Origin of the sequence: Serratia sp. Ag1 (assembly GCF_000743355.1) — a bacterium.
Taxonomy (GTDB): Bacteria; Pseudomonadota; Gammaproteobacteria; order Enterobacterales; family Enterobacteriaceae; genus Chania.
Genome location: NZ_JQEI01000025.1, coordinates 29,718 through 56,623, shown reverse-complemented (window position 1 = coordinate 56,623; position 26,906 = coordinate 29,718). Strand labels below are relative to the sequence as shown.

General features: G+C 54.0%; 20 protein-coding genes. 3 read left to right on the top strand and 17 right to left on the bottom strand.

What is annotated here, in order from left to right:
* Window positions 1-32: 32 nt before the first annotated feature.
* The 9 genes from IV04_RS15215 to IV04_RS15175 all read right to left on the bottom strand — a co-directional run bounded on the left by IV04_RS15215 (window position 33) and on the right by IV04_RS15175 (window position 11,297).
* Window positions 33-1,217: a cytochrome c gene (locus IV04_RS15215; protein ID WP_037395393.1), complete on the bottom strand. Its 1,185-nt coding sequence runs from the start codon at window positions 1,215-1,217 to the stop codon at window positions 33-35.
* Window positions 1,214-3,121 (bottom strand): NAD(P)-binding protein, encoded by a 1,908-nt coding sequence (locus tag IV04_RS15210; RefSeq protein ID WP_037395391.1) that lies wholly within the window; start codon window positions 3,119-3,121, stop codon window positions 1,214-1,216. Before IV04_RS15210 ends, IV04_RS15215 begins: the two co-directional genes overlap by 4 nt.
* A 65-nt stretch (window positions 3,122-3,186) precedes the next feature.
* Entirely contained in the window at window positions 3,187-4,611 is a 1,425-nt protein-coding gene (patD, locus tag IV04_RS15205; RefSeq protein WP_037395390.1) for an aminobutyraldehyde dehydrogenase, read from the bottom strand.
* Window positions 4,612-4,649: 38 nt separating this feature from the next.
* The gene (locus IV04_RS15200; protein WP_037395389.1) at window positions 4,650-5,456 is read right to left on the bottom strand and encodes an ABC transporter permease; all 807 of its coding nucleotides are present in this window, start codon (window positions 5,454-5,456) and stop codon (window positions 4,650-4,652) included.
* A complete protein-coding gene (locus IV04_RS15195) occupies window positions 5,446-6,384 on the bottom strand; it encodes an ABC transporter permease (RefSeq protein WP_369794931.1) in 939 nt (312 codons plus the stop codon). The genes IV04_RS15200 and IV04_RS15195 overlap by 11 nt, the downstream gene beginning before the upstream one ends.
* 7 nt (window positions 6,385-6,391) lie before the next feature.
* Window positions 6,392-7,420: an ABC transporter ATP-binding protein gene (locus IV04_RS15190; RefSeq protein ID WP_037395387.1), complete on the bottom strand. Its 1,029-nt coding sequence runs from the start codon at window positions 7,418-7,420 to the stop codon at window positions 6,392-6,394.
* 177 nt (window positions 7,421-7,597) lie between these two features.
* Window positions 7,598-8,743: a putative ABC transporter substrate-binding protein YdcS gene (gene ydcS / locus IV04_RS15185; RefSeq protein ID WP_037395386.1), complete on the bottom strand. Its 1,146-nt coding sequence runs from the start codon at window positions 8,741-8,743 to the stop codon at window positions 7,598-7,600.
* A 56-nt stretch (window positions 8,744-8,799) separates the two neighbouring features.
* The gene (locus IV04_RS15180) at window positions 8,800-10,263 is read right to left on the bottom strand and encodes a gamma-aminobutyraldehyde dehydrogenase (RefSeq protein ID WP_037395384.1); all 1,464 of its coding nucleotides are present in this window, start codon (window positions 10,261-10,263) and stop codon (window positions 8,800-8,802) included.
* 110 nt (window positions 10,264-10,373) lie between these two features.
* On the bottom strand, window positions 10,374-11,297 hold the full coding sequence (locus IV04_RS15175) for a LysR substrate-binding domain-containing protein (RefSeq protein WP_037395382.1): 924 nt from the start codon (window positions 11,295-11,297) through the stop codon (window positions 10,374-10,376).
* A 198-nt stretch (window positions 11,298-11,495) separates the two neighbouring features.
* Between IV04_RS15175 and IV04_RS26590 the strand changes: the two genes are divergently transcribed.
* A complete protein-coding gene (locus IV04_RS26590; protein ID WP_156106823.1) occupies window positions 11,496-11,669 on the top strand; it encodes a hypothetical protein in 174 nt (57 codons plus the stop codon).
* Here the strand turns inward: IV04_RS26590 and IV04_RS15170 are convergent.
* From IV04_RS15170 to purL, 7 genes are all read right to left on the bottom strand, one after another.
* Window positions 11,666-12,283 carry a Fic family protein gene (locus tag IV04_RS15170; RefSeq protein ID WP_037395380.1) on the bottom strand — a complete coding sequence of 206 codons (618 nt, stop codon included), beginning with the start codon at window positions 12,281-12,283 and terminating at the stop codon, window positions 11,666-11,668. The two genes, IV04_RS26590 and IV04_RS15170, sit on opposite strands and share 4 nt — an antisense overlap.
* Window positions 12,284-12,401: 118 nt before the next feature.
* Window positions 12,402-12,740 carry a nitrogen regulatory protein P-II gene (glnB, locus tag IV04_RS15165; RefSeq protein WP_004847623.1) on the bottom strand — a complete coding sequence of 113 codons (339 nt, stop codon included), beginning with the start codon at window positions 12,738-12,740 and terminating at the stop codon, window positions 12,402-12,404.
* A 13-nt stretch (window positions 12,741-12,753) separates the two neighbouring features.
* Window positions 12,754-14,376 carry an NAD+ synthase gene (locus IV04_RS15160; RefSeq protein WP_037395375.1) on the bottom strand — a complete coding sequence of 541 codons (1,623 nt, stop codon included), beginning with the start codon at window positions 14,374-14,376 and terminating at the stop codon, window positions 12,754-12,756.
* Between the two features lie 222 nt (window positions 14,377-14,598).
* Window positions 14,599-15,936 (bottom strand): two-component system response regulator GlrR, encoded by a 1,338-nt coding sequence (gene glrR, locus IV04_RS15155; protein ID WP_037395373.1) that lies wholly within the window; start codon window positions 15,934-15,936, stop codon window positions 14,599-14,601.
* The gene (gene qseG / locus IV04_RS15150) at window positions 15,933-16,820 is read right to left on the bottom strand and encodes a two-component system QseEF-associated lipoprotein QseG (protein WP_051916827.1); all 888 of its coding nucleotides are present in this window, start codon (window positions 16,818-16,820) and stop codon (window positions 15,933-15,935) included. The genes glrR and qseG overlap by 4 nt, the downstream gene beginning before the upstream one ends.
* Before the next feature lie 3 nt (window positions 16,821-16,823).
* On the bottom strand, window positions 16,824-18,260 hold the full coding sequence (locus IV04_RS15145; protein WP_037395371.1) for a HAMP domain-containing sensor histidine kinase: 1,437 nt from the start codon (window positions 18,258-18,260) through the stop codon (window positions 16,824-16,826).
* A 915-nt stretch (window positions 18,261-19,175) separates the two neighbouring features.
* The gene (gene purL / locus IV04_RS15140; protein ID WP_037395368.1) at window positions 19,176-23,066 is read right to left on the bottom strand and encodes a phosphoribosylformylglycinamidine synthase; all 3,891 of its coding nucleotides are present in this window, start codon (window positions 23,064-23,066) and stop codon (window positions 19,176-19,178) included.
* Window positions 23,067-23,346: 280 nt separating this feature from the next.
* Between purL and mltF the strand changes: the two genes are divergently transcribed.
* Window positions 23,347-24,813 carry a membrane-bound lytic murein transglycosylase MltF gene (gene mltF, locus IV04_RS15135; protein ID WP_037395367.1) on the top strand — a complete coding sequence of 489 codons (1,467 nt, stop codon included), beginning with the start codon at window positions 23,347-23,349 and terminating at the stop codon, window positions 24,811-24,813.
* On the opposite strand, the gene tadA is transcribed toward mltF, so the two are convergent.
* On the bottom strand, window positions 24,814-25,320 hold the full coding sequence (gene tadA / locus IV04_RS15130; RefSeq protein ID WP_037395365.1) for a tRNA adenosine(34) deaminase TadA: 507 nt from the start codon (window positions 25,318-25,320) through the stop codon (window positions 24,814-24,816). It lies immediately after the preceding gene.
* Window positions 25,321-25,559: 239 nt separating this feature from the next.
* On the opposite strand from tadA, the gene IV04_RS15125 reads away from it, so the two are divergent.
* Window positions 25,560-26,888, top strand: coding sequence for a VWA domain-containing protein (locus tag IV04_RS15125; protein ID WP_081893228.1), 1,329 nt, complete (start codon window positions 25,560-25,562; stop codon window positions 26,886-26,888).
* Window positions 26,889-26,906: the final 18 nt, after the last annotated feature.

The following is a 26,906-nucleotide window of genomic DNA, read 5'->3' as shown; positions in this document are numbered from 1 at the left end:
TCTAGGGGGCGGTGCAAACTGCCCCCTGCTGTTTACTGTGATTGCAGCTCATGTGCCACTCTCACCTGATCGATGGTGACAGGTGCCGCCTGATTGCCCCAGCTACCACGCAGGTAACTCATTAAATCCGCCACATCCGAATCACTCAGTACCCAGCCATAACCCGGCATAACCACGCTCGTTGCCTGCTGAGTGATTGGAGTATGCGCCCCTTCCAACACTACTCGCAGCGCCGTCAACGGGTTATCTGCCGTCACCGTCAGATTGCCAGCCAAAGCCGGGATGACATGATCGTTACCCAACCCGTTGTCACCATGGCAGGTTGAGCAATAGGTCGCATAAATATGTCGACCGGCCTCCACATTACTGGCAGTTGCAGGCGTCACGGTAGCGGCTTTCGGCTTTGTCACCGGCAGGCTATGCAGATACTGCGCAATGCTGTTCAGATCGGCATCGCTGAGGTATTGGGTACTGTGTGTCACCACGTCCCCCATCGGTCCAGCGACTGCGGCATGCTGGCTACGCCCGGTTTTCAGCAGAGCGACTACCTCGTCCGGTTTCAACCCGCGGATGCTTGATGCATACCAACCGTCGAGCTCTGCTCCGCTCAGGAACTCCGGCGCTTTGCTATCCAGCCCTTTCTCCTGCATGGCCCAACCGCGTGGCGTATGGCAACTGCCGCAATGGCCAAGCCCCTGCACCAGATAAGCGCCGCGATTCCACTCAGCGCTTTGCTTGCTGTCTGCCTGATAAGGTTGATCCTTATGGAACAGGCTGTTCCAGAGCGCCAACGGCCAGCGCATGGAGAGCGGCCAACTGATGTCGCTTTCCCGGTTAGCCACGGGCTGTGCCGTAACTTCATGCATCAGATAGTCATACAGCGCACGCATGTCCTCTGCATTCATTTTGGCGTAAGAGGTATAGGGCATTGCCGGATACAGGCGATGGCCGTCTTTGGCAATACCCTGGCGCATCGCGCGGTCAAACTCTTCAAAGCTGTAGGCTCCAATACCATGCACCGCATCCGGCGTAATGTTGGTGGCATAAATATCCCCCAGCGGAGTAGGGAACTTCATCCCTCCGGCCAAGGTTTTGCCACCTGGCATGGTATGACAGGCCGCACAGTCACCCGCTTTAGCAACGTATTCGCCCGCAGACATAGCTTGCGCCTGCCCCGCCGCTAGCAGCAACATCAGGTACAGCGGACGCAGGCTCATGCATCCCCCTTAGCAGCAACTTTACCGTAGGCCAGTTCATTCACTGCGCGCCATGCCTGATCGATAGCCGAATTGGCATAAGGGCTCCAGTCTGAGTCCGAATTGGCAATCACAATTTTGCCAATCGGCTGCCGCGCTGTAGCGATAATTTTCTTCGCTTCTTCTTCATCGTCGAACATGCCATTAAGAAAGTACGAATAGCCGTGTGACCAACGGTTAACGGTGATCGCCTGAATATCACGCTGATGATCAAACCCAGCGGAGCCGAGCATGCCTTGCAGTTGTTCACGGATCATCTGTTCATGCACCTCGAAGGGGGTGCCCAACAGCAAGGCTCGCCCTTTGCGCGATTGTTCGCGCGGGCTGAGGCCGCTGCCAGCCAACGTGGGGACATACACCATGTGCAGGCCAATCGGCTGATTCGGATCGCGTGGGTGCTGGTAACCGCCCATACTCACCGGATAGTCCAGCTTGACGCGGCTATAGGGCGCGGTTGGTGAATACACTTCATGTACACCCAGCTTGATAAACGGCTGCCAGTTACGGAGCACCACCTTGCTATACACTAAGGGTGATTTCACGTTCTGCTTCAAGGCTTCCTGCTGCGCCTGCGGTATTTCCGGCACCAGATAAGGAATCATCATATTATAGCCAGCCATCACAACGTGCCCGGCGCGGGCCTTAGAAATATTCACCCCACTGATGTAAGACACTTCCACCTTATCGCCCACGTTAGCCACATGCAGCCCGGTACTGCTCAACCGCAGTTTCACCGGTGATTCAGGGCGATCGAGTTGGCTATAATCAAACTGCGCCATCACGATATCGTTCATGTCGTTGCCCGGAGCCACAGCCGGGATCAGATGGCGCACCATCAGGCGTGCCAGCGAAGCGTTGCCATCGGGGAAATGGAAAACGTAAGGATCGTCGAGATCCGCCTGCGACTCTTCATCCAGCGGCGGTAAATTCATGCCATTCAGGCCCGGCAAGTCGCAAATCCGCGCATCGCTACAAGAGGTGGCATCAATGCCCACCGCCTGAAAATCACTGGTAGTCTGTTGGAAATAGCGGATGGCCATCTCGCTCAGCCCCACTTTCTCACGCAGGAACTGGCTGTAACTGTGTTTATCCAACCAGGCGACCTTGTCTTCCTGGCTCATACCCGGTAAGTAATCTTTATCGATGGTATGCAGCGCAATCAGAGCCTGACGATCGCTTTCAGGCAGTGGGAAATCATTGATAAACGCGGCATAGGAACGGCCATTGAGGCGATCGCGCGGAATATCATCCGCCACTACCCGGCCTGGATCGCCGCTCACCACTTTATCAACACCAAAGTTTTGGCGATCGAAGTAAACACCACGGCTCAGGTTCAGATCTGGGTAGAAGGTTTTATCGAACGCCTTTTCCAGATTATCGATACTGACGCCCAGTTTTTGCAGCAACCCCAACGCCACCGGGCTGAAATTGGATCGTGGTGACTGCAACGATTCGCTGCCACCATAGCCAAGGATCAGGCCGTTTTCGCTGCTGAACTCATTACGTTTGGCGTGCCCACCAAAGTCATCATGATTATCAATCAGCAAAATGCGCTGTTGCTGGCCTTTCATTTGCTGCCAGAAGCAAGCGGCGGCCAAGCCGCTGATGCCAGCACCCACCACCACCAGATCGAACTCCTCCTCAACCGGCACTGCACCGAAATCAAACGCTCTGCCGTCACGCCCCAGTTGATGAGCGCGCTCGAATGAACCGGGATGATTACCCCGCAAACCGGTTAAGGCAGGTGGGTAATAGAGAGTTTTATTGGCGGTTTGCGGCGATGCCCGCAAAATTTGCATCGGCGTTAAACCAGCAGCGATAGTGAGCGCCACTCCATTAAGAAAATCACGACGAGTAATAGCCATTCATGACATCCTTCATTTTTTATCAGCCTGATTATCGCGCCATTTTGCAGGTAAAATATTATAAATCAATGCTTAAACATCACATGGCGGATTGTGGTGTAATCCTCCAGCCCATACATCGACATATCTTTACCATACCCAGACAGCTTCTGACCGCCATGCGGCATTTCACTCACCAGCATAAAGTGCGTGTTCACCCAGGTACAGCCGTACTGCAGGCGCGCGCTCAGGCGGTGTGCGCGGCCAACGTCACGCGTCCACAGCGAAGAAGCCAAGCCATAGTTTGAATCATTCGCCCAGGCCAGAACCTGCGCTTCATCATCAAACTGCGTTACCGTCACCACCGGGCCGAAAACTTCGCGTTGCACAATTTCATCTTCCTGGCGCGCCCCGGCCAGCAACGTAGGCTGGAAGTAGAACCCAGGGCCATTCACCTTCTCACCGCCAGTGATTACCTGCACATGCGGCAAGGCTTTAGCCCGTTCAACAAAGCCCACCACCCGCTCCAGATGCTGTGCCGTGATCAACGGCCCGAGCTCAGTGCTGCTGTCCTCCGGTGGCCCGATCTTCAGGCTGGCGACCGCATCACCCAGCGCTTGCACCAAGCGCGGGTAAATGCCCTTTTGCGCGTAAATACGGCAGGCGGCGGTGCAATCCTGCCCGGCATTGTAGAAACCAAAGGTACGAATCCCCTCCACTACCTGCTCCAAATCGGCATCATCAAACACCAGCACTGGCGCTTTGCCCCCCAGTTCCATGTGCGTGCGTTTAATGCCCGGTGCGGTGTGAGCAATGATATGTTCCCCAGTCGCGATAGAACCGGTTAGCGATACCATACGCACCTTGTTATGGCCCGTCAGTGCATCACCCACGCTGGCCCCACGGCCAAACAGCACGTTCAACACACCCGGCGGGAAAATACCTGCCGCCAACTCCGCCAGTTTGAAGGTAGTCAACGGTGTCTGTTCGGAAGGCTTAATCACCACACAGTTGCCTGCTGCCAACGCCGGAGCCAGTTTCCAGGCCGCCATCATCAGCGGATAATTCCAGGGGGCGATCGAAGCCACCACGCCAAGCGGATCACGGCGGATCATCGAAGTATGCCCGGCCAGATACTCACCAGCGGCCAACCCGCTCAGGCAACGGCTGGCACCGGCAAAAAAGCGGAACACATCGGCCACCGCAGGCAACTCATCATTCAGCACGCAGTGATAAGGCTTGCCGCAGTTGAGAGACTCCAATTGGGCGAAGGTTGCCGCATGTTCGTCAATCACGTCAGCCAGTTTCAGCAAATGCTCGGCCCGCTCTTTCGGCGTGGTTTGCCCCCATGCAGTAAATGCGGCATCCGCCGCTAATACCGCCTGATCCACCTGTTGTGCGCTGGCTTCTGCCACTAACACAATTGTTTCTCCGGTTGCCGGGTTAACTACCGGCAGCTTCTCACCTTGGCCCGCAACCAGTTGGCCGTTAATCAGCAGTTGGCTTTGCATAGGGTTTTCCTTTAAAAAAATGGACATCAGGGTTCAAGCTACTTGCCGCTACCGGCGACGCTTTCTCCGCCTTTAGTCAGATAATAAGCACCCAAAATCGGGATCATGGTCAGTACCATCACCGACAGCGCCACTACGTTGGTGATCGGTACATCACGCGGTCGGCCAAGCTGGTTCAGCAACCACAGCGGCAGCGTGCGCTCATGCCCGGCAGTGAAAGTCGTAACGATGATCTCGTCGAATGACAGAGCAAACGCCAGCATACCCCCCGCCAGCAACGCCGAGCCCAAGTTAGGCAGGATGACATAACGGAAGGTTTGCCAACCGTCGGCCCCCAAATCCATCGAGGCTTCGATCAAACTGTGCGAGGTGCGGCGGAAACGGGCGATCACGTTGTTAAACACGATCACCACGCAGAACGTAGCGTGACCGATCACGATGGTCATGATCCCTGGTTCGATATTCAGCGCCTTGAAAGCCGCCAACAGTGCGATACCGGTGACAATCCCCGGTAATGCAATCGGCAACAGCAGCAACAGCGAGATACTCTGTTTACCGAAGAAATCACGGCGATACAGCGCAGCCGCCGCCAAGGTGCCCAACACCAGCGCGATGGCCGTCGCCAGGCTGGCGATCTGCACCGAAAGCAACACCGCATCGATAATATCCTGCCGCCCGGCAGCCACGCTGAACCAGCGCAGCGTCAAACCCTGCGGCGGGAAGCTGAATGCCGCTTCCTCGGTGTTGAAAGCGTAGATGGCGATAATCGCCAGTGGGAAGTGCAGGAAGATCAGGCCACCCCAGGCAGCCAGTTTCAGCCCTAACGGCGCGCGTTCAGAGTGCATCGAAAGCCCCCAAGCGTTTAACAATCGAAAGATAGATCGCAATCAACACAATCGGCACCAGGGTAAAGGCCGCCGCCATCGGCATATTGCCGATCGCCCCTTGCTGGGCATACACCATGCTGCCGATGAAATAACCCGGTGGGCCCACCAGCTGCGGCACGATAAAATCCCCCAGCGTCAGCGAGAAGGTGAAAATCGAACCGGCGGCAATCCCCGGCACCGCCAGCGGCAGGATCACATAACGGAACGTCTGCGCCGGGCGCGCGCCCAAGTCCGCAGAAGCGTGCAACAGCGAAGGAGGTAAACGTTCCAAAGCGGCCTGGATCGGCAGGATCATGAACGGCAGCCAGATATAGACAAATACCAGAAACCGCCCTAGGCCAGAGGTGGATAAGGTGTTGCCACCCACGCCCGGGATACTCAGGATCCCGGCGAGCAACGGTTCCAACCCCATATGTTGCAGGAACCACTGCGCCACACCGTCTTTAGCCAACAACAGCGTCCAGGCATAGGCTTTGACGATATAGCTGGCCCACATCGGCATCATCACGGCAATATAAAAGAACGCCTTTACTTTGCCGCTGGTGTAACGCGCCATGTAATAAGCAATCGGGAACGCCAGCACCGCACTGGCCAGCGACACCAGCACCGCCATGGTAAGGGTACGCACAATGATGTCGTAGTTGGCCGGGTTGAATAGCGCACGCAGGTTGGCAAAGGTCAGATCCGGCGTCACCGTCATGGTGAAATCGTCGAAGGTATAGAACCCTTGCCATAACAGCGTCAGGAGTGATCCCAGATATACCGCGCCAAACCACAGTAACGGCGGCACCAGCAGCAACAGCAGATACAGCGTCGGTTTGCGGTACAGATAGGTGGAGAGCGCGCGGATTTTACCGCCTGTTGCAACCGGATTCTCGATGCTCATCTCCATCTCACCTCTCCTCCAGCAGTGGCACCATCGCCTCACGCGCCCAGCAGGCGGTAACCGGCTGGCCGATAAGGCGTTGCTGTTCAACCGCCTGCCACTGTGGGTTGGCCTGGCTGACCAGCAGCTTTTCTCCACTGTTCAGAGCAACTTCATACCGGGTAGCTGCGCCCTGATAATGGATATCCTGCAACGTCCCTTGTACCTGAATTTCTCCCTGCAGCACTGCGTTGTGATCCAACAGGCGAATATGCTCCGGGCGAATCGAGAAGGTGGCACTTTGCCCCAGCAGGCGCTGTGCCAGATCGCTGCGCACTACATTAGAGGTGCCGACAAACTCGGCAACAAACGGCGTTCTTGGCCGCATATACAGCTCACGCGGTGAGTCCACCTGCTCAATGCGGCCATTATTGAACACCGCAACCCGATCCGACATCGACAGCGCTTCGCTCTGATCGTGAGTAACAAAAATAAAGGTGATGCCCAGTTGGCGCTGCAACTTTTTCAACTCACCCTGCATCTGTTCACGCAGCTTCAGATCCAAGGCTCCCAGGGGTTCATCCAGCAGCAATACGCGTGGGCGATTGACTAGCGCACGTGCCAGTGCCACCCGCTGGCGTTGGCCGCCGGAAAGATGTGCAGGCTTACGTTCGGCGGCAAACCCCAGTGCCACGCTTTCCAGCGCCTGCAGCGCCCGTGCCTGCCGCTCACGCTTGGCTACGCCTTTCACCATCAGCCCATAGGCGACGTTCTCCAGCACTGACATATGCGGGAACAGTGCGTAATCCTGAAAGACGGTATTCACATCGCGCTGATACGGCGGCAGGTCAGCGGCCTCTTGCCCGTGGATACGGATCGAGCCCGAGCTGAGTTGCTCAAAACCGGCGATCAAACGCAGGCAGGTGGTTTTACCCGAGCCGGAAGGCCCGAGCATAGAAAAAAACTCTCCATCCTGAATGTCGACAGAAACCCGATCAACGGCCAGAACATCGCCGAAAATGCGCGAAACGTCGATAAACTGTACGGCAATGCTCATGATATACGCTCCACGTTGACTCTCTTGATTCATTAAAGTTGATTCAGTAGGCGTAGCAAGCACAGGCCGGTTGGGTGCGGACAGCGCGCAGGCCCCGGAGCGTACACGTAGTACGTGAGGAGGCCGGGCACTGCCCAATCCCAAGGTGCCAAGCGCAGTAGCCTAATGGATTAACTTTTATCTGCCGCCCATAATGGCGATATAGTCCTGCGTCCAACGGCTGTAGGGCACAAATTTACCGCCTTCTGATTGCGGTGTTTTCCAGAAAGCAATCTTGTCGAACTGGTTAAAGCCGTTGGTTTCGCAACCTTTGTCGCCCAGCAAGGCGCTGGCTTTACAACCCGCAGGCACTGCCGGCAGCGAACCAAACCAGGCAGCGACATCCCCCTGTACTTTCGGCTCCAGCGACCAGTTCATCCACTGATAGGCGCAGCTTGGGTGTTTAGCCTCGGCATGCAACATGGTGGTATCCGCCCAGCCGGTCACACCTTCTTTCGGGAATACGGTGGCAATCGGCTGGCCTTCACCTTTCAGGGCGTTGGCCTGATACGGCCAGGCACCGGAAGCGACTACCCCTTCATTTTTGAAATCACTCATCTGCACCGAAGTATCGTGCCAATAACGGTGGACCAGCGCGTGCTGGCTGCGCAGCAGGGTAAGCGCCGCTTGGTATTGCTCTTCGTTCAGTTGATAGGGATCGGTAATACCCAGTTGCGGTTGGGTTGCTTTCAGGAACAACGCCGCATCGGCGATATAAATCGGGCCATCATAAGCCTGTACCCGACCCTGGTTGGTTTTGCCATCTGGCAGATCTTGCTGCTGGAAGACGACCGCCCAACTGTCTGGCGGCGTCGCGAAGGTTTTAGTATTGTACATCAGCACGTTTGGCCCCCACTGGTAAGGCGTGCCATAGGTTTTGCCCGCCACGGTATACCAAGGCCCATTTAACAGGCGTGGATCAATATTCTTCCAGTTAGGGATCAAAGCAGGATCGATTGGCTGCACGCGTTTGCCGTAGATCAGGCGCAGTGAGGCGTCACCGGATGCGGTCACCAAGTCGTAGCCGCCTTTAGCCATCAGGCTGACCATTTCATCGGAAGTGGCGGCAGTTTTTACGTTCACCTCGCAACCCGTTTGCTTTTCGAATTGGGTCACCCAATCGTAATTTTTGTCCGATTGACCGCGTTCGATATAGCCGGGCCAGGCAATGATATCCAGCCGCCCTTCGCCTTTGCCAAGCGGCTGAACGGCGGCCTGTGCCATACCGCAAACAACGGTGATACAGAGCGCGGAAAGTGTGGTGACTGCGGTTGTTTTTCCCATCGTAATTACCCCTGTGTTGCGTATCGAAAAGTGGCTGATTTTTGTCATGTAAACGGTTAAAAAGCGGGCTTGAATTTCGCCATCACATGCCTGACAACGCTGTAATCCTGTAATGAATCGCTGGAAAGATCCTTACCATAGCCGGAGCGTTTCAGACCGCCGTGCGGCATTTCACTCGCCAGAGTAAAGTGGGTGTTGATCCAGGTGCTGCCATATTGCAGATGCGCGGCGATGTGCAGTGCGCGATCGATGTTCTGCGTCCAAACCGAAGAGGCCAGACCGTATTCAGAGTCGTTCGCCCAGCTCACCGCCTGTTCCAGCGTTTCGAAGCGCGTGACGCTGACCACCGGGCCAAATACTTCACGCTGGACGATTTCGTCAGTTTGCAGGCAGCCCGCCAGCAAGGTGGGTTGATAATAGAAACCGGGGCCGGAATGGGCTGCTGCGCCGGTAATCAGTTCAATATGGGGTTGGCTGAGGGCACGCTCGACAAAACTGGCTACGCGATCGCGCTGGCGGCTGCTGATCAGTGGGCCAATCTCATTATCTTCATCGCGCTTGCGGGCGAAACGCAGGCTGGCAACCGCTTCCCCCAAGGCTTCGACCAACTGCGGATAAATACCTGCCTGCGCATAGATCCGGCAAGCTGCGGTGCAATCTTGCCCGGCGTTGTAATAACCAAAGGTGCGGATACTGCTGACCACTTCGTCCAGATCGGCATCGTCACAGACGATCACCGGGGCTTTACCTCCCAATTCCAGATGAGTGCGCTTTACGCTTTTCACTGCCGCTTGCAGGATTTTCTGCCCAGTCACGATATCGCCAGTGACAGAAACCAGCCGTACCTGCGGGTGGCCCACCAGATAGCTACCTACCCCTTCACCACCACCGTAAACAATGTTCAAAACGCCCGGTGGCAGGATCTCCTGCAACGCAGGAACCAGCGCAAGAATAGTCAGCGGCGTATGCTCGGAAGGCTTAAATACCACGGTATTCCCTGCAGCCAGCGCTGGCGCAATTTTCCAGGCGGCCATCATCAATGGGTAATTCCAGGGGGCAATAGAGGCCACTACACCGAGCGGATCGCGCCGCACCATTGAGGTGTGGCCGGCAATATATTCACCAGCCAGTTGCCCCTGCTGAGTGCGTACTGCTCCGGCGAAAAAGCGGAACACATCGATAGCCGCTGGCAGGTCATCCTTCAGCGCCTGATGAAAAGGTTTACCGCAATTGAGCGCTTCGAGCCGCGCCAAATACTCAGCCTGTTGCTCAATAGCATCGGCGATGCGCAACAAGATAGCCGCGCGAAAAGCAGGTGTGGTGCGGGACCAGTGAGAAAAAGCCTGCTGTGCAGCCGCGACAGCGCTACCCACTTGGGCAGTAGAAGCTTCGGCGAGAGAAACCAGCGTTTCGCCATTGGCAGGGTTAACAATCTGCTCATGATGGCCTTCGCCTTCAACCGATTGACCATTAATAAATTGCTGACAGGACAAACCTGAAACGAGCTGCACATCTGCCATTGCGTATCGCCTTGTGACAAAAACGTTAACCAAATGTGATTAAGTGGTTTTATCAGACTAGGCGAGCGTACTGCGGGCAACAAATACTAAATACTGAAGGCTGCGTTCGACTAAATCGAATGCTTCAGGCCTGCTACATTCATCTTACTGTTCTCACGCGCAATCGTCAGGAATGGTGTGACCAACTCAGGCCGGGCACTACCACGCCGCCATGCCAGGCCGATATCCAACGGTTCCAGCAGATCCACCAGCTTACGAGCCTCGATCATATTGCCTTCCAGCGACCAGGCGCGATAAGCCATATCCGGCAGAATGGCAATCCCCATTCCTGCCGCCACCAGGCTACGCACCGCTTCGGTGGAGGCGGTTTTCATCGCAATCTCCGGCTTAAGGCCCGCGCGGCCCCAAATCCGCCGGGCATGTACATCCATTTCATCCACATTCAGTTGAATTAAAGGCTGCTTTGCAACGTCCGCTAAACTGATACTTTCATGTTCCAGCAACGGATGCAGCGGCGGTAACCACAGGCGATACGGTGAATGCATCAGCACTTCGGCTTGCAATGCATCGCGATCTTCAATGTTCGACAGGATCAACACACCGATATCAATTTCACCGCTCACCAGCAAATGTTCGATGTAGGGCCGTTCATCCTCAATCACCTGGATCGTTACGTTGGGATAGGCTGATTTAAAACGCTTAAGCAGTTCCACCAGAAAATAACCGGCAACCAGACTGGTAACACCGATAGTCAGCTTGCCGTTCAGGCTCTCGGTGCCCAACTGCAGGCTGCGTTTGGCGTTATCCACCGTGGCAAGGATCAGATAAGATTGGCGCAAAAACTGGTGGCCTTGATGAGTGAGGCTCATCCCTTTGGCATGGCGCTCGAACAACCGGACGCCAATTTCTGTTTCCAACTGCTGGATCGCTAAAGTCAAAGATGACTGCGAGACAAACACTGCCTGCGCGGCAGCAGAGATTGAGCCGGTTTCTGCCACGGCGATAAAGTGGCGGATTTGGCGTAACGTCATCATGGCAAGCAACCTCAGTCAAAGCGATTGCTTTGAGTGTAGATGCTTACCGGCAAGCTATCGGGGAAAGTGGGAGAAATGCGATAGCGTTCGCTTTTTTAGAATGATAGGCAGATCATGGCCAGGCCCAAAATACCGGCACATCGGTATCAGTTTTAACTTATAATATGCTTTAGTGACTAGGTATAAAGATGGAGGGTAATGATGAACAGTGCTAAAAAAACGGTTGTATCTTATAACAAACCTTCCCGTGAACAGATCGTTCGTTCTGTTGTGACTTCCACAGCGATCGAAACAGGTCAACCATCAGATAAAATTGAAGCCTCTCTCAAAATTCAACGTGAAAAGTTTGCTCATCTCCGCTTGGGGATTTAATCATTTTCCAGCGCTAGACTGACCCAGTATTTCATCGGTTCATAGTTCATGCCTATTCCTGCATGAATAGCCGATATGTAATGATCTCTGTTATGCTCCCAACTTTGATAGTCCAAAGGTTTAAACCCTCCTTGAACAGCCATTACATCCGCTAGAAGCCGCGATAAACGCCCATTACCCTCTCTGAATGGATGAATGAGTATCAACTCCACGTGGAGAATCGCAATTGCCTCTATGACTTCTTCTTTGTTCATTCCTGAGCATGGCGTATATCTTACGAGATGCTTTGTTTCGAACCCATTTAAAAGCTTTGGCAACTGTGCAGAAGGCGCAAACATAAAACCGCCTTTACTGATATTCACCGTTCGCTCTTGTCCGGCCCACTCATAGATATTTGCCAGCCAACGGCGATGCCAACCTTTTATCATTGAAACAGTGATTGGCCCTTGGGGAAATTGTTCCTCAAAAACCGCTTGGTAAAGCTTCTCCAACAGAACCAGCTCAGCCCCATCAATTTCATCAGGGTTAGAAATCCCCAACCTATTTGCCAAAACCTGCTCTGCAGAGCCTTCCGCATACTTTCCTTCGCTGCTTGAAATGTCGTATCTGCTCATTAGATTTTGCAACTGTTATCATCAGGGGATAAGAACTGCCCATGTTCACCAGGCGAGAAACGACAGAGGCGCAGCAATGCTACGCCTCTCCGGCATAAATCCACTTGAGCCAGACCGCTTAAATCGCTTCTTCGTCTTGCTCGCCAGTACGAATACGCACCACTCGCGCTACGTCGAAAACAAAGATCTTACCGTCGCCGATTTTGCCAGTTTGTGCAGTCTGCATGATGGTTTCTACACAGGTATCCACGATATCGTCAGCCACCACGATTTCGATTTTGACCTTCGGCAGGAAATCGACCATGTATTCTGCACCACGGTACAGCTCGGTATGGCCTTTCTGGCGGCCAAAGCCTTTGACTTCGGTTACGGTCATCCCGGTGATCCCGACTTCCGCCAGCGCTTCACGCACGTCATCCAGTTTGAACGGTTTGATAATAGCGTCGATTTTTTTCATTTTTATTCCTTAATTACCAATTTTTACGGCCAAAACCGGAGGTGATTGGGTAACGGCGATCTTTACCAAAACTACGGGCGGTAATGCGTGGCCCAACGGCTGCCTGACGCCGCTTGTATTCATTAATATCCACCAAGCGGATCACCTTGCGCACAATAGCTTCATCAAAGCCTTCAGCCACCAGATCGGCGACTGACTTATCGCGCTCAACGTAACCTTCAAGAATGGCATCCAGAATGTCATATGGCGGCAGGCTGTCCTGATCGAGCTGATCCGGGGCCAATTCGGCAGACGGCGGACGATCGATCACCCGCTGTGGGATCACATAAGAGACAGTATTGCGGTATTCAGACAGTTTGAACACCAGCGTTTTTGGCACGTCTTTCAGCACGTCAAAACCGCCCGCCATATCTCCATACAGCGTGGCATAACCCACAGCCATTTCGCTTTTGTTACCGGTGGTCAACACGATGCTGCGGCGTTTGTTAGACAGCGCCATCAGCACCACACCACGGCAGCGGGCCTGCAGATTCTCTTCGGTGGTATCACGCTCGGTGCCAACAAACATCGGTGATAACTGGCCCATAAAGGCATCAAACATCGGCTCAATAGACACAATGTCAAACTCGATACCCAGGATTTCAGCCTCTTCTTTAGCATCAGCAATACTGATATCCGCCGTGTAACGGAACGGCATCATCAAGGCCTGTACCTTGTCTTTACCCAACGCATCAACGGCAATGGCCAGCGTCAGCGCCGAGTCGATACCGCCGGACAGGCCCAGTACAGCGCCTTTGAAACCGTTCTTGGTGACATAGTCGCGCACTGCCAGCACCAGCGCTTCGTATACCTGTGCCAACGGCGGCAGTTCCGCCGCTGGTGCGGTCATCGGCACCACCTGCAGATCGTTGAATTCCAATAGAGTGACCTGCTCAGCAAACGCCGCCAGGCGATGGGTCATATTCCCTGCGGCATCGAACACTTTTGAGCAACCATCAAAAATCAGCTCATCCTGCCCACCGATCTGGTTGAGGTATACCAATGGCAAGCCCGTGCGCTGGCAGTGGCCTGCCATCAGGGTTTTACGGATATAAGGCTTTTCACGGTTATACGGTGATGCATTGATCGACAGCAGAATTTCCGCCCCAGCGGCTTTTACCGCATCCACCGGCTCCGGGAACCACAGATCTTCGCAAATCAGCAAACCCAGGCGATAACCTTTCAGATCCACCACACAGCTTTTATCCCCGGCATGGAAGTAGCGTTTTTCGTCGAACACACCGTAATTCGGCAACTGCTGCTTGAAGTAACGCGCCTGCAGTTGCCCTTCGGAAAACAGCGACAGTGCGTTATACAGCTTACCGTCTTCACGCCACGGGTGGCCTAGCAGGATCGCCACCTTGGCCGATGCCTGTTGCAAACGATTCAGTTGGGCATCGCAACGTTGATAAAAATCGTCACGGTACAACAGGTCTTCCGGCGGATAACCCGACAGTGCCAACTCGGTGAACATAACCAGATCGGCTCCCGCCTTCTGCTGGTCTTGCACGGTTTGCAACATGCGTTCCGTGTTGCCCTCAATATCGCCCACCAGCAAATTCAACTGGGCCAACGCAATGGAAAGTGATCTGCTCATATCTCTGCTCTGCCATGCCACAACAAAAGAATCGAAGTGTATACCCGTCATACTTCAAGCTGCTTGGGTGTTGGCTTCCCTCACTCACCCCAGTCACTTACTTGAGTAAGCTCCTGGGGCTTCACTCGGTTGCCGCCTACAAACAACTCGAATTATTTTGGGTATATACCCTTCGGTTTTGTTTGTTGAGAACCTGCCTTAAGCAGGTTCAGGAAAAAAACATCATTCTTTGAAATCATTGGCGTCCAGTTCATGACGCGACAACAATTTATAGAATTCAGTACGGTTACGGCCCGCCATGCGCGCGGCCTGAGTGACGTTACCCTTGGTGATCTGCAACAGCTTGCGTAAATAGTGTAATTCAAACTGATTGCGTGCTTCGACAAAGGTCGGCAAAGCGGTGTTTTCCCCTTCCAGGGCCTGTTCCACCAATGCTTCGCTGATCACCGGAGCAGATGTCAACGCCACACACTGCTCGATGACGTTCACCAGTTGGCGCACATTGCCCGGCCAACTGGCGGTCATCAGGCGTTTCATCGCATCGGAGGAGAAACTGCGCACAAAAGGTTTATGGCGCAGGGCCGATTCACGCAATAAATGGTTAGCCAGCAGCGGAATATCTTCCGCCCGCTCATTCAGTGCCGGGATCTTCAGGTTGACGACATTCAAACGGTAATAGAGATCTTCACGGAACTCGTTTTTCGCCATCGCCTTGGGCAGATCACGGTGGGTCGCGGAAATGATACGCACGTCAATGTCCAGATCGCGATTACTGCCCAGCGGACGCACCTTGCGCTCCTGCAGAACACGCAACAACTTCACCTGCAGCGAAAGCGGCATATCACCGATCTCATCCAGAAACAGCGTCCCACCAGCAGCAGCCTGGAACAAGCCTTCACGGCTGCTGACCGCACCGGTGAATGCGCCTTTGGCGTGCCCAAACAACTCTGACTCCAACAGTTGCTCTGGTAATGCACCGCAGTTGATAGCGATAAAGGCTTTTTTCGCCCGAGGGCTAGCACCATGAATTGCCTGTGCCAGCACTTCCTTACCGGTACCGCTCTGGCCATTAATCAGTACGCTGACATCCGACTGTGCCACCATCTTGGCCTGCTCAAGCAGGCGCAACATGATCGGGCTACGGGTTACGAAGTCTTCACGCCAGCTTTCATCACCAGCCGGTATCGACAACGACAGCGCATCGTCAATGGCTTTGTACAGCGCATCTCGATCGACCGGTTTGGTCAGGAAGCTGAACACCCCTTGCTGGGTTGCGGCCACCGCATCCGGGATCGAACCGTGAGCAGTTAGAATGATCACTGGCATACCCGGCTGATACTTCTGGATTTCAGCGAACAACGCCATGCCGTCCATTTCATCCATCCGCAAATCGCTGATGACCAGATCGATCTTTTCACGCGCCAGCAAACGTAATGCCTCCTGGCCGCTGGCAGCGGTAATGACGTGAAAACCTTCGCTGGTCAGGCGCATCCCCAGCAGCTTGAGCAGGCTGGGATCGTCATCAACCAACAGAAGATTGGCCGGTTTGCGAGCTGTCATTGCGCTTTAGACTCCTTATGAGCGGGTGGCGGTGTATCGCTCTCTTCTGGTTCTACCGGGACAGCCGTCCCTTTCTCTGTCTCGTGGGCAGGCTCCGGCTCAGCGTCTTTAGCTTTTGCCGGGGATGCCGTATTTTTGCCTGCAGCATCCACCTTTGGCTGGGCTGTGCCACTTTCAGGGATTTCGCCCTGCATTTGCTTACGCGAGGAAAGCTGGCGCTCAATATCGGTCAGGGTCTCCAGTTTGCGAGACGTCTCCTGCAATTGGTTCTGCAAATGAGCCTGGCTCTGGCGCAGTAAGTCGATCTGGCTATCTGAGCTTTCCTGTAGATGCTGGTAGCGAGCCCGCTCGTCAAACAATGAAATCTGCAGGGCCTGTTGCTGACGCCACAGCTGTAGCAATGGGCGCAATGAGCTAGGAAACTCGAGGCGATAACTATTGAGACGATCGATAATCTGGCGGCGTTCAGCCGAGGTCGGCTCAGCGCTGCCCAGCAGAATGCTTTGTTTGAAAACGCCTTGCCAGCTGCTGCCCGGCAGCGTTTTCACCAAGGCACGAGCCTGCGTGGAACCAATACGATCGGCACAATCCATGACTCGCAGCCAGTAGAGAGGGTTTTCCAGTATTTCTTTATCATCAAGTGGTAACAACGTTTCGCAAGGTGCGATGCGGTAATCGACGACTTTAATATCTGGAATAGATTCTTGCTGCTGTAGAGCTAAATCACTACTGACGGCACGATCAACACACCCCGCAAGCAGGAGCGGGGCAAAAAGCAGTGGGCCCAAAAAAGAAAACGGGCGCTTGCCGAGCGGTGCACGTTGAAAAATACGTGGTGAACCTTCGGTCTGTGGTAAACGAGCGCGTTTAGACCATATATACATTATTTATTCATTCTCGGCGGTTAATGGCAATTCAATTCGGAAACAGACATCAGCGTCAGCAACGTTGACCAGTTTCAACTCTCCGCGCATACGGCGGATACAATCCTGAGCAATACTCAGCCCCAGCCCGCTTCCTTTTACCGCCCCTTTTCGCTGGTGACTGCCCTGGAAAAAAGGCTCAAAAATCATGGTATGTTCCGTTTCGGGGATTGGCGTACCAGTATTGGCGACGTCAATCTGCACCCGTTGCCCAACCTGGCGACTGCGGATCCAAATGTTACCGGATTCCTCGCCGTAGTGCACCGCATTGGAGTAGAGATTATCCAGTACACGCATCAATAGCGTAGGTTGTGCCCAACAGATTTCCGCATCAAGCTTCACCTCGGTGCGGATCATTTTAGCTCGAGCAGGCAAACTGTGGGCGGCAACCACCATATCCACCAGTTCTTCCAGCTCGACATTCTCATGTTCCGACGGGCCATCGGCCAATTTGCGGTTGTAATCCAGCAATTGCTCAATCAATTGCTGCAGGTGGCGGCTACTTTGATCGAGGATCGCTACCACCTCTTTTTGATCGGAGGTCAACGGGCCTGCCACTTCATCAGCCAGCAGTTCGGTACCTTCCCGCATACTGGCCAACGGCGTTTTCAACTCGTGGGAAATGTGGCGCAGGAACTCATGCCGTTGCGATTCCAGCCATGCCAAACGCTCACTCAGCCAGATAATGCGTTGCGCCAACGAGCGTAGCTCTCGCGGACCTTTGAAAGAAGCCGTCATACCGATTGGCCGCCCTTCGCCCAAGCGGTTAATCATACGCTCAACCGCCTTGACCGGCCCGATAATCATGCGGGTAAACAGCACCACCAACATCACGCTGACCAAAAACAGTAACAGTGCCTGCCAGCCAAAAAACTGACCACGCTCGGCAATCGCCTGTTGCAACTGCTGACCTCGAGAGAAGATAACGCTACGCGTAGCCTGAACCATTTCTGCATTGGAACGGGAGAACGACTCCAGCAACAGTGAGGAGTCTTTATCCGGGCCGCTGCTCTGGCACTTGATAGTCGCAAGCTGAGTGAGCAGATCGCGCAATGTCTGGTAGTAACGCTCATCGGGTAAGATCGGCGCATGGGAGTCCAGCATCTGGGAATATTGTTTGCGCTGGTTCTGATAAAGCCGCTCTAAAGTAGGATCGACCAGAACGCAATACTGGCGATAGCTGCGTTCCATTTCCAGCGCCATGCTGGTCATCGCTTCGCTGCGCCGGGCATCCACCAGCGTCGTTCGGTTGATATCTGCCGCCTGCGCGCTGAGATGATCCAGGCTCTGATAGGCCTGATAAGCCAGTACCAGCAAGGGGAGCAGCACCAACAGAAACGCCATCAGCACCAATTGACGCAACGAACGTGGGAATAAACGCCATCTTTTCAAAGAAATCATCTCATTATCTTTAGTCTGCATTGATGCTAACTGACTCGACGAGGAGAAAAAAGCCCGATAAAGGATAATCCGCGATCCGGCACGCAAAGTGGCCGTTTAGCACATAAGAAACGAATTTATAAAAATCATCAAAAAAGCAATGATGGTGAACGCAGGGAGCAAGAGAAGAGATGGGGAGAACTTACCAAGAACGAATGAGCGCTTCTGTTGCGACATGAAAAACACAGAATGACGCTGGCCTGAAGGGCTTTTAACATTGACGCTGGGGCAAAATGCCCCATCGCAATGAGATATGTGGATGCCCTTAAACCTCGTCCCCAGGGTGATGTAGCACAAAGCTGGCATCGAATAGGACGAATAGCATCCTTAAGTATCCGGAATTGATGAACACATCATCACAGTTGGATACAAGGCGGTGCCTCACTCAACGTGTCGTCCGATGCTTGATAAAGCCGCTTACGCGTCTGTTATCGATGTAGTTGGACGATAGGCACCATTTCTTTGGCATCATTCGGAGGCTTATGAGGCATAATTCCGTCTAAATACGGGGCCATCATAAAAAGTTGAATGAGCAACTGAGTAATATAATGCACTACTCATGCCAACCTTGATGGTTTATTTTTAATGAATTGATTTTATTGTTATTTTTAATAATAACTCATTTGGAATTACCATTTTGAGTTATACCTGATGGGAGATAATCCGCCACACCGTCGCCAAATGCCGACAACTTATCCCTACATATTTACTCATCAATAAAATCAATAAGTTACACGTCTCCTTTTAGAGACACCCAATATAGCGTTTGTCGCAAAAAGCCGACACAAACCCTAACTCACTAAAATATAAAGAAATAAAAAGGGCGCAACATTTTGCGCCCCAGATAATAATGATGCATCAAGCAGACCGCATCAATCAGCCCAGTTGTTTACGCGCATTGCGGAACATACGCATCCAAGGGCTATCCTCGCCCCACTCTTCCGGGTGCCAGGAATTGCTTACCGTACGGAAGACCCTTTCAGGGTGCGGCATCATCACGGTAGCGCGGCCATCGCTGCTGGTCACTGCGGTGATCCCGTTTGGCGAGCCGTTCGGGTTCGCCGGATAAGCCTCAGTGACCTGGCCAGCATTATCCACAAAGCGTAGCGCAACCAGGCCATGATGTTCCAACGCCGCCAGATGTGCCGCATCGCGCACTTCCACGTAGCCTTCGCCATGAGAAACCGCAATTGGCATACGTGAACCCGCCATACCCTGCATAAACAGTGACGGGCTGGCAGCAACTTCCACCAGACTGAAACGGGCTTCAAAGCGCTCCGACAGGTTACGCACAAAGCGCGGCCAGTGCTCAGCCCCTGGAATCAGCTCACGCAGGTTAGACATCATCTGGCAACCGTTACAGACACCTAACGCCAACGTTTGTGGCCGCAAGAAGAACTCTGCAAACTCATTGCGTACACGCTCGTTGAACAGAATTGACTTTGCCCAACCCTCACCAGCCCCCAACACATCACCGTAGGAGAAGCCCCCACAGGCGACCAACGTGTGGAAACCCTGCAAATCGAGGCGCCCTGTCAGCAGATCGCTCATGTGCACATCAACCGCATCAAAACCGGCACGGTGGAACGCGGCCGCCATCTCAACGTGAGAGTTAACCCCCTGCTCACGCAACACGGCCACTTTCGGACGTACACCCTTGGCGATGTAAGGCGCGGCAATATCTTCATCCGGTGCGAAGGTCAGCTTGACGTTCAGACCAGGATCGCGAACATCCTGTTTGGCCTGGTGTTCCTGATCGGCACATTCTGGGTTATCACGCAGGCGCTGCATCTGCCAAGTGGTTTCAGCCCACCAGGTGCGCAGCGTATTGCGGTTTTCGCTATACACCAGTTTGCCTGCACTGGCGATCTCAAAGCGATCGCCACTCTGCACACTGCCAATAGGGTGCACATTGTTGGTCAGGCCATGATCGGCAAACACCTGCTGCACGGCAGCCAATTGCGTGCTGGAAACCTGAATCACCGCACCGAGCTCCTCATTAAATAAGGCAGCCAGCGCATCGTCACCCAAGGACTGAATATCAACCTTCACACCACAGTGGCCAGCAAAAGCCATTTCTGCCAGCGTCACCAACAAGCCACCGTCAGAACGATCGTGATAAGCCAGCAGCGCGCGATCCGCCACCAGTTGCTGCATCGCATTGAAGAAACCAGCCAGTTGCTCCACATTGCGTACATCGGCTGGTTTATCGCCCAGTTGGCGATAAACCTGTGCCAAGGCCGTAGCCCCCAGTGCGTTGTGGCCATTACCCAAGTCAATCAGCAGCAGCGCGGTATCGCCTTTGTCGGTACGCAGTTGCGGCGTCACGGTATGGCGCACATCTTCAACACGGGCAAACGCGGTGATCACCAGCGAAAGCGGTGAGGTCATCTCGCGTTGCTCATGACCTTCCTGCCAGCGGGTTTTCATCGACATTGAGTCTTTGCCCACCGGAATGGTGATGCCCAATGCCGGGCACAGCTCTTCACCCACGGCTTTTACCGCTTCATACAGGCCAGCATCTTCACCGGGATGGCCTGCTGCCGCCATCCAGTTAGCTGAAAGCTTCACGCGTTTCAACGAACCGATTTCGGTAGCTGCCAGGTTGGTCAGCGCTTCACCGACGGCCAAGCGGGCAGAGGCGGCAAAGTCCAACAACGCGACAGGCGCGCGCTCGCCGATTGACATCGCTTCGCCGTAGTAGCTGTCCAGGCTGGCGGTAGTGACTGCGCAGTCGGCCACCGGGATCTGCCATGGGCCAACCATCTGGTCACGTGCCACCATACCGGTCACGGTACGGTCACCAATGGTGATCAGGAAGGTTTTCTCTGCCACGGCAGGCAGATGCAGAACGCGTTTCACCGCCTCGGCCAGGGTGATCTCGGCACGCTGCAGTGCTTCACCTTGAGCCTGCTGGCGCTGAACGTCGCGGGTCATTTTAGGTGTTTTACCCAACAACACATCCAACGGCATATCAATTGGCTGATTGTCGAAGTGGCGATCGTTGAGCGTCAGATGCAGTTCTTCTGTGGCTTCGCCGATCACCGCATAGGGCGCACGTTCGCGGCGGCAAATGGCATCGAACTGCGCCAGTTGCTCTGGAGCCACCGCCAGCACGTAACGCTCCTGCGATTCGTTACACCACACTTCAAGCGGGCTCATACCCGGCTCATCATTGAGGATGTCACGCAGTTCGAAACGGCCACCACGGCCACCGTCGCTCACCAGTTCCGGCATCGCATTCGACAGGCCACCCGCTCCCACATCGTGGATAAACAGAATCGGGTTGTGATCGCCCAACTGCCAGCAACGGTCGATCACTTCCTGGCAACGGCGCTCCATCTCCGGGTTGTCGCGCTGTACCGAGGCAAAGTCCAGATCGGCATCGGACTGGCCGGATGCCATGGAAGAAGCTGCACCACCGCCCAAACCGATATTCATCGCCGGGCCACCGAGCACCACCAGTTTGGCACCCACGGTAATTTCGCCCTTCTGCACGTGATCGGCGCGGATGTTACCCAGCCCCCCTGCCAGCATGATCGGTTTGTGATAACCGCGCAGCTCAACGCCGTTATGGCTGTTGACGCGCTCTTCATAAGTACGGAAGTACCCCAGCAGCGCCGGGCGACCAAATTCGTTGTTGAACGCAGCGCCCCCCAACGGGCCTTCGGTCATGATATCCAGCGCGGTGACGATGCGATCCGGCTTACCAAAATCCTGTTCCCACGGCTGTTCAAAACCTGGGATACGCAGGTTGGATACCGAGAAGCCTACCAGGCCAGCTTTCGGCTTCGCGCCACGGCCAGTAGCCCCTTCGTCACGGATCTCGCCACCGGAACCGGTAGCAGCACCCGGCCAAGGAGAGATCGCCGTCGGGTGGTTGTGCGTTTCCACTTTCATCAGGATATGTGCATCTTCCTGATGATAGTCATAGACACCGTTTTCCGGCGCAGCAAAGAAACGGCCAACCTGCGAACCTTCCATCACGGCGGCGTTATCTTTATAGGCGGAAAGCACGTAGTCCGGCGTCTGTTCGAAGGTATTCTTGATCATTTTGAACAGCGACTTTGGTTGCTGTTCGCCATCAATGATCCAGTCTGCATTGAAAATTTTGTGACGGCAGTGCTCAGAATTGGCCTGCGCAAACATGTACAGTTCGATATCCGTTGGGTTGCGCCCCAAACCGGTAAACGCATTCAACAGATAATCTATTTCGTCCTGCGCCAGCGCCAGACCGAGTTTGACGTTGGCCTGTTCCAATGCGCTGCGGCCTTGGCCCAGCACATCAACGGTCTGATAAGGCGTTGGCTGGTGGTGAGAAAACAGTTTTTCAGCCTGCTGTAACTCGCTGAAGACGGTTTCCATCATGCGATCGTGCAGCAATGCGGCCAGTGTTTGCCACTGGGCTTCATTCAGCGCCGGGGCGGTGACGTAAAATGCCAAACCGCGCTCAAGGCGAATCACCTGCTCCAGGCCGCAATTATGCGCAATATCGGTGGCTTTGGAAGACCAGGGGGAAATGGTGCCTGGGCGCGGCGTCACCAACAGCAGGCGGCCTTCCGGGGCATGTTCAGCGAGAGAAGGGCCGTATTTTAGCAACCGCTGAAGCTTGGCATGCTCTTCGGCACTCAGCGGTGCACTAACATCGGCAAAGTGGACGTATTCGGCGTAAATATCACTGACCGGGAGTTGAGCGTCCTGGCAGCGGGACAGCAGTTTGGTAATACGAAAAGCCGACAAAGCGGGCGAGCCACGCAATATTTCCATAATCAAAGTTCTCTCGTCTTCGAAGCAACTGACTTCAGCACTTCATTGGGCGCAACAGCAGGGGAAAACGCGCGTCATTATAGAGAATACGAGCCGCCGACGAAACCGTTTGCGTAGCTATTATTGATAAAAGCGCTCTTCGCCATCGGTTTGTCATAACGTGTCAATAAAGTTGCACCTTGACGTTTTGTTACGCAAAATGCCCCGACACTGGTGATTTAACCATGATAAATCTTGGCATCCAGTAAACAGAAAGTGTGCATTTATTTGAGATAACTATTTGAAACGAATAAAAATAAACTACATTCTAATCGGTGTCGTCACCTTGCTTCTGGCCCTGGCTCTGTGGCCCAATATCGCTTGGCGCGGTGGCCTAGGCGGCCAACTTGAAGCGATCAAGTCACGGGGAGAATTACGGATCAGCACGCTGAATTCGCCGTTGACCTATTTCAGCACCAAACAGGGGCCGAGTGGTCTGGATTATGAATTAGCAAAAAGCTTCGCCAACTATCTTGGGGTGAAGCTGGTGGTGATCCCACACCAGAACATCAACGATCTGTTTGACGATCTGGATGATGACAACGCCGATTTGCTGGCCGCAGGCCTGATTTACAACCCGGAGCGCCTTAACCGTGCCATCGCTGGCCCGGCTTACTATTCGGTTTCCCAACAGGTGGTTTACCGGCTCGGTACTCCACGGCCAAAAACCTTTGCCGATATGAAAGGCAAGTTGGCGGTCACTTCGGGTTCAGCACACGTCAGCACGCTGAAGCAGCTCAAGCAGAATAAATACCCCACTCTCAGTTGGGAAGCATCGAGCGATCTCACCTCCAAAGAGCTGCTGGAGCAAGTCGCCGATGGCAAGCTTGATTACGCCATTGGTGATTCCGTGACTATTGCTCTGCTACAGCGTATACATCCACAACTGGCCGTGGCGTTTGACATCACCGATGAAGAACCGGTGACGTGGTATCTGAAACGCAGCACGGATAACAGTTTGTATGCCGCGCTGCTGGATTTTTACAGCCAGAAAGTGGAAGACGGTACCCTGGCGCGGCTTGAAGAAAAATATCTTGGTCACGTGGGTAGCTTCGATTATGTCGATACCAAAACCTTCCTGTCGGCGATTGATTCGGTGTTACCTAACTTCCGTGCGTTGTTTGAAAAGCATGCCAATAAAAATGAGATCGACTGGCGGCTGTTGGCGGCGGTGGCTTATCAGGAATCCCACTGGAATCCGCAGGCCACCTCCCCCACAGGCGTACGTGGGCTAATGATGCTGACACGTGCTACCGCAGAAGGTCTGGGGGTGAATGACAGGCTCGATCCGGAAAAGAGTATTCAGGGGGGCGCACTTTATCTGCAGCGCCTGATGCAGAAAGTGCCGGACAGCGTACCGGAAGACGAACGTATCTGGTTTGCTCTGGCGGCCTATAACATGGGCTGGGGCCATATGTTAGACGCACGCAAACTAACCAAAAATCAGCAAGGTAATCCCGATCGCTGGGTGGATGTGAAACAGCGCCTGCCCATGCTCAGCCAGAAACGCTATATCCCCCTACTGACCTATGGCTATGCCCGTGGTCACGAAGCCTATAACTACGTGGAAAATATCCGCCGCTATCAGGTCAGCTTAGTGGGATATCTGCAGGAAAAAGAGAAGAAAGCAGCGCTGCATGCCGCAAAGCAGGCTGAACTGGCACTCGGTTATCCGGTGGTAGAAGCAAAACTGGCGCTGAATTACTGATTACTCGGGATCTTTATCGATACGCTGCGCCTGCTTCAGAGCTTTTTTCTGTTCACGGCGCAAACGGAAGAAGTTGCTGATCGTCGCGGCGCACTCTTCTGCCAATACGCCCGAAACAATCTCAATCTGGTGGTTCATCCCTGGGTGACGCAGGATATCCACCAGCGAACCTGCGGCCCCGGTTTTCTCATCGGTTGCGCCATAGACCAAACGGCGGATGCGGCTATGGATCATCGCTCCTGCGCACATCACACAGGGTTCCAGCGTGACATAGAGCGTGGCGTTCAGCAGGCGGTAATTCTGTAGAACCGCGCCGCCCTGGCGCAACGCCATAATCTCCGCATGGGCTGTTGGGTCGTGGCGGCCAATAGGCCGATTCCAACCCTCACCAATCACCTGATTGTCCAATACCAACAGCGCCCCCACAGGCACCTCACCCTCTTCCTGCGCACGCATAGCCAGGTTTAATGCCTGCCGCATCCAGTAATCGTCATTATATTCATTCATTGCATCAATCCTCGCGTGCTTTTTTGCGGCGGGCATTATACACAGTAGCCCTATTTTATCGCAGCAGCGCATTGCAAAGGTGTATTGCTGCAATATGCCCAAGCAACTTGAAGTATGAAGGGTATAACTCGCTGTTTTACAAACTTTTGACAACTTTATACAGCGAACAGACAACTCGGCCCATGATAAGGTGAATAATCGCTGCACTACTCCCTGAGTCCTGCATAAGAGGCACTATCATGAAAATAAAACAGGCAGCAACCCTATTGGCACTCGCCCTGTTCCCACTGTTCGGTCTGGCAAAAACGGCATCCCCGGTGGTCAGCGTTAAGTCAGAGCTCGCCGCCCCAGTCATGCTGGTGAACAGTGAAGATAAAAACTATCTGAAGGTTTCCCTGACTGGCTTCAATCTTGATAGCCAACGCCGCAGCCCTATCAACCTGGCGCTGGTGATCGATCGTTCCACCTCAATGAGCGGCGATCGTATCGAAAAAGCCCGGGAAGCGGCGATTCTGGCGGTAAATATGCTCAACCCGACGGACACTCTGTCGGTGGTTGCCTACGATAACAGCGCCGAAGTGATTATCCCTGCCACTAAAGTCAGCAACAAACCGGCGCTGATCGCCAGCATTCAGCAGCATATTCGCCCGCAAGGCATGACCGCGCTGTTTGCCGGTGTCAGCAAAGGCATTGGTCAGGTAGGCAAGCACCTGAATAATGAGCAAGTAAACCGTATCATCCTGCTTTCTGATGGCCAGGCGAATGTCGGCCCCACCTCGATCAGTGAGCTCGCCGAGTTGGCACGCATCGCAGCCAAACAAGGGATTGCCATCACCACCATCGGGCTGGGCAATGATTATAACGAAGATTTAATGACCGCTATCGCCGGTTACAGCGACGGCAACCATGCTTTTGTTGCCAGCTCTGCCGATCTGGAAACCGCCTTTACCAAGGAGTTTCAGGATGTGATGTCCGTGGTCGCACAGGATGTTATCGTCCAGATAAAAACTGGCGATCGGGTAAAACCGGTACGGCTGCTTGGGCGTGATGGTGAAATTTCCGGCAATGTGGTTAACGTTAAACTGAACCAGCTTTACTCCAATCAGGAGAAATATGTTCTGCTGGAGGTGATTCCAGCACAAGGCACGGACAAGCAGCAAAAAAACCTGGCCGATGTCAGCGTCAGCTACCTGAACCTCAGCAGCAAGCAACAGGATCAGGTTAACGAACGGGTAACCGTCAGCTACAGCCAGTCAGCGGCGAAAGTCAGAGATGCCGTGCAGCAGGAAGTGGTGGCCGAGTCAGAGATTCAGAAAACAGCGCTGGCCAATGATGAAGCCATCCGGTTAATCGATGCAGGCCGCAAAGATGAAGCCAAGAAAGTGCTGGAATCCAACGCCTCTAAGCTTAGCGGTATGTCATTCTCCAGCCCGGTAGCAGAGAGCAAAGTCAGAGAGAGCACGGAGAAACAGCGTAAATTGGCGCAGGACATTGACAGCAAAGAAGCCGCCACCTACCGTAAGGAACTAAAAGAACAGAACTACAGCGTCAAACAACAGCAGCAGTAAAGGTCAACTCTGCGCTGA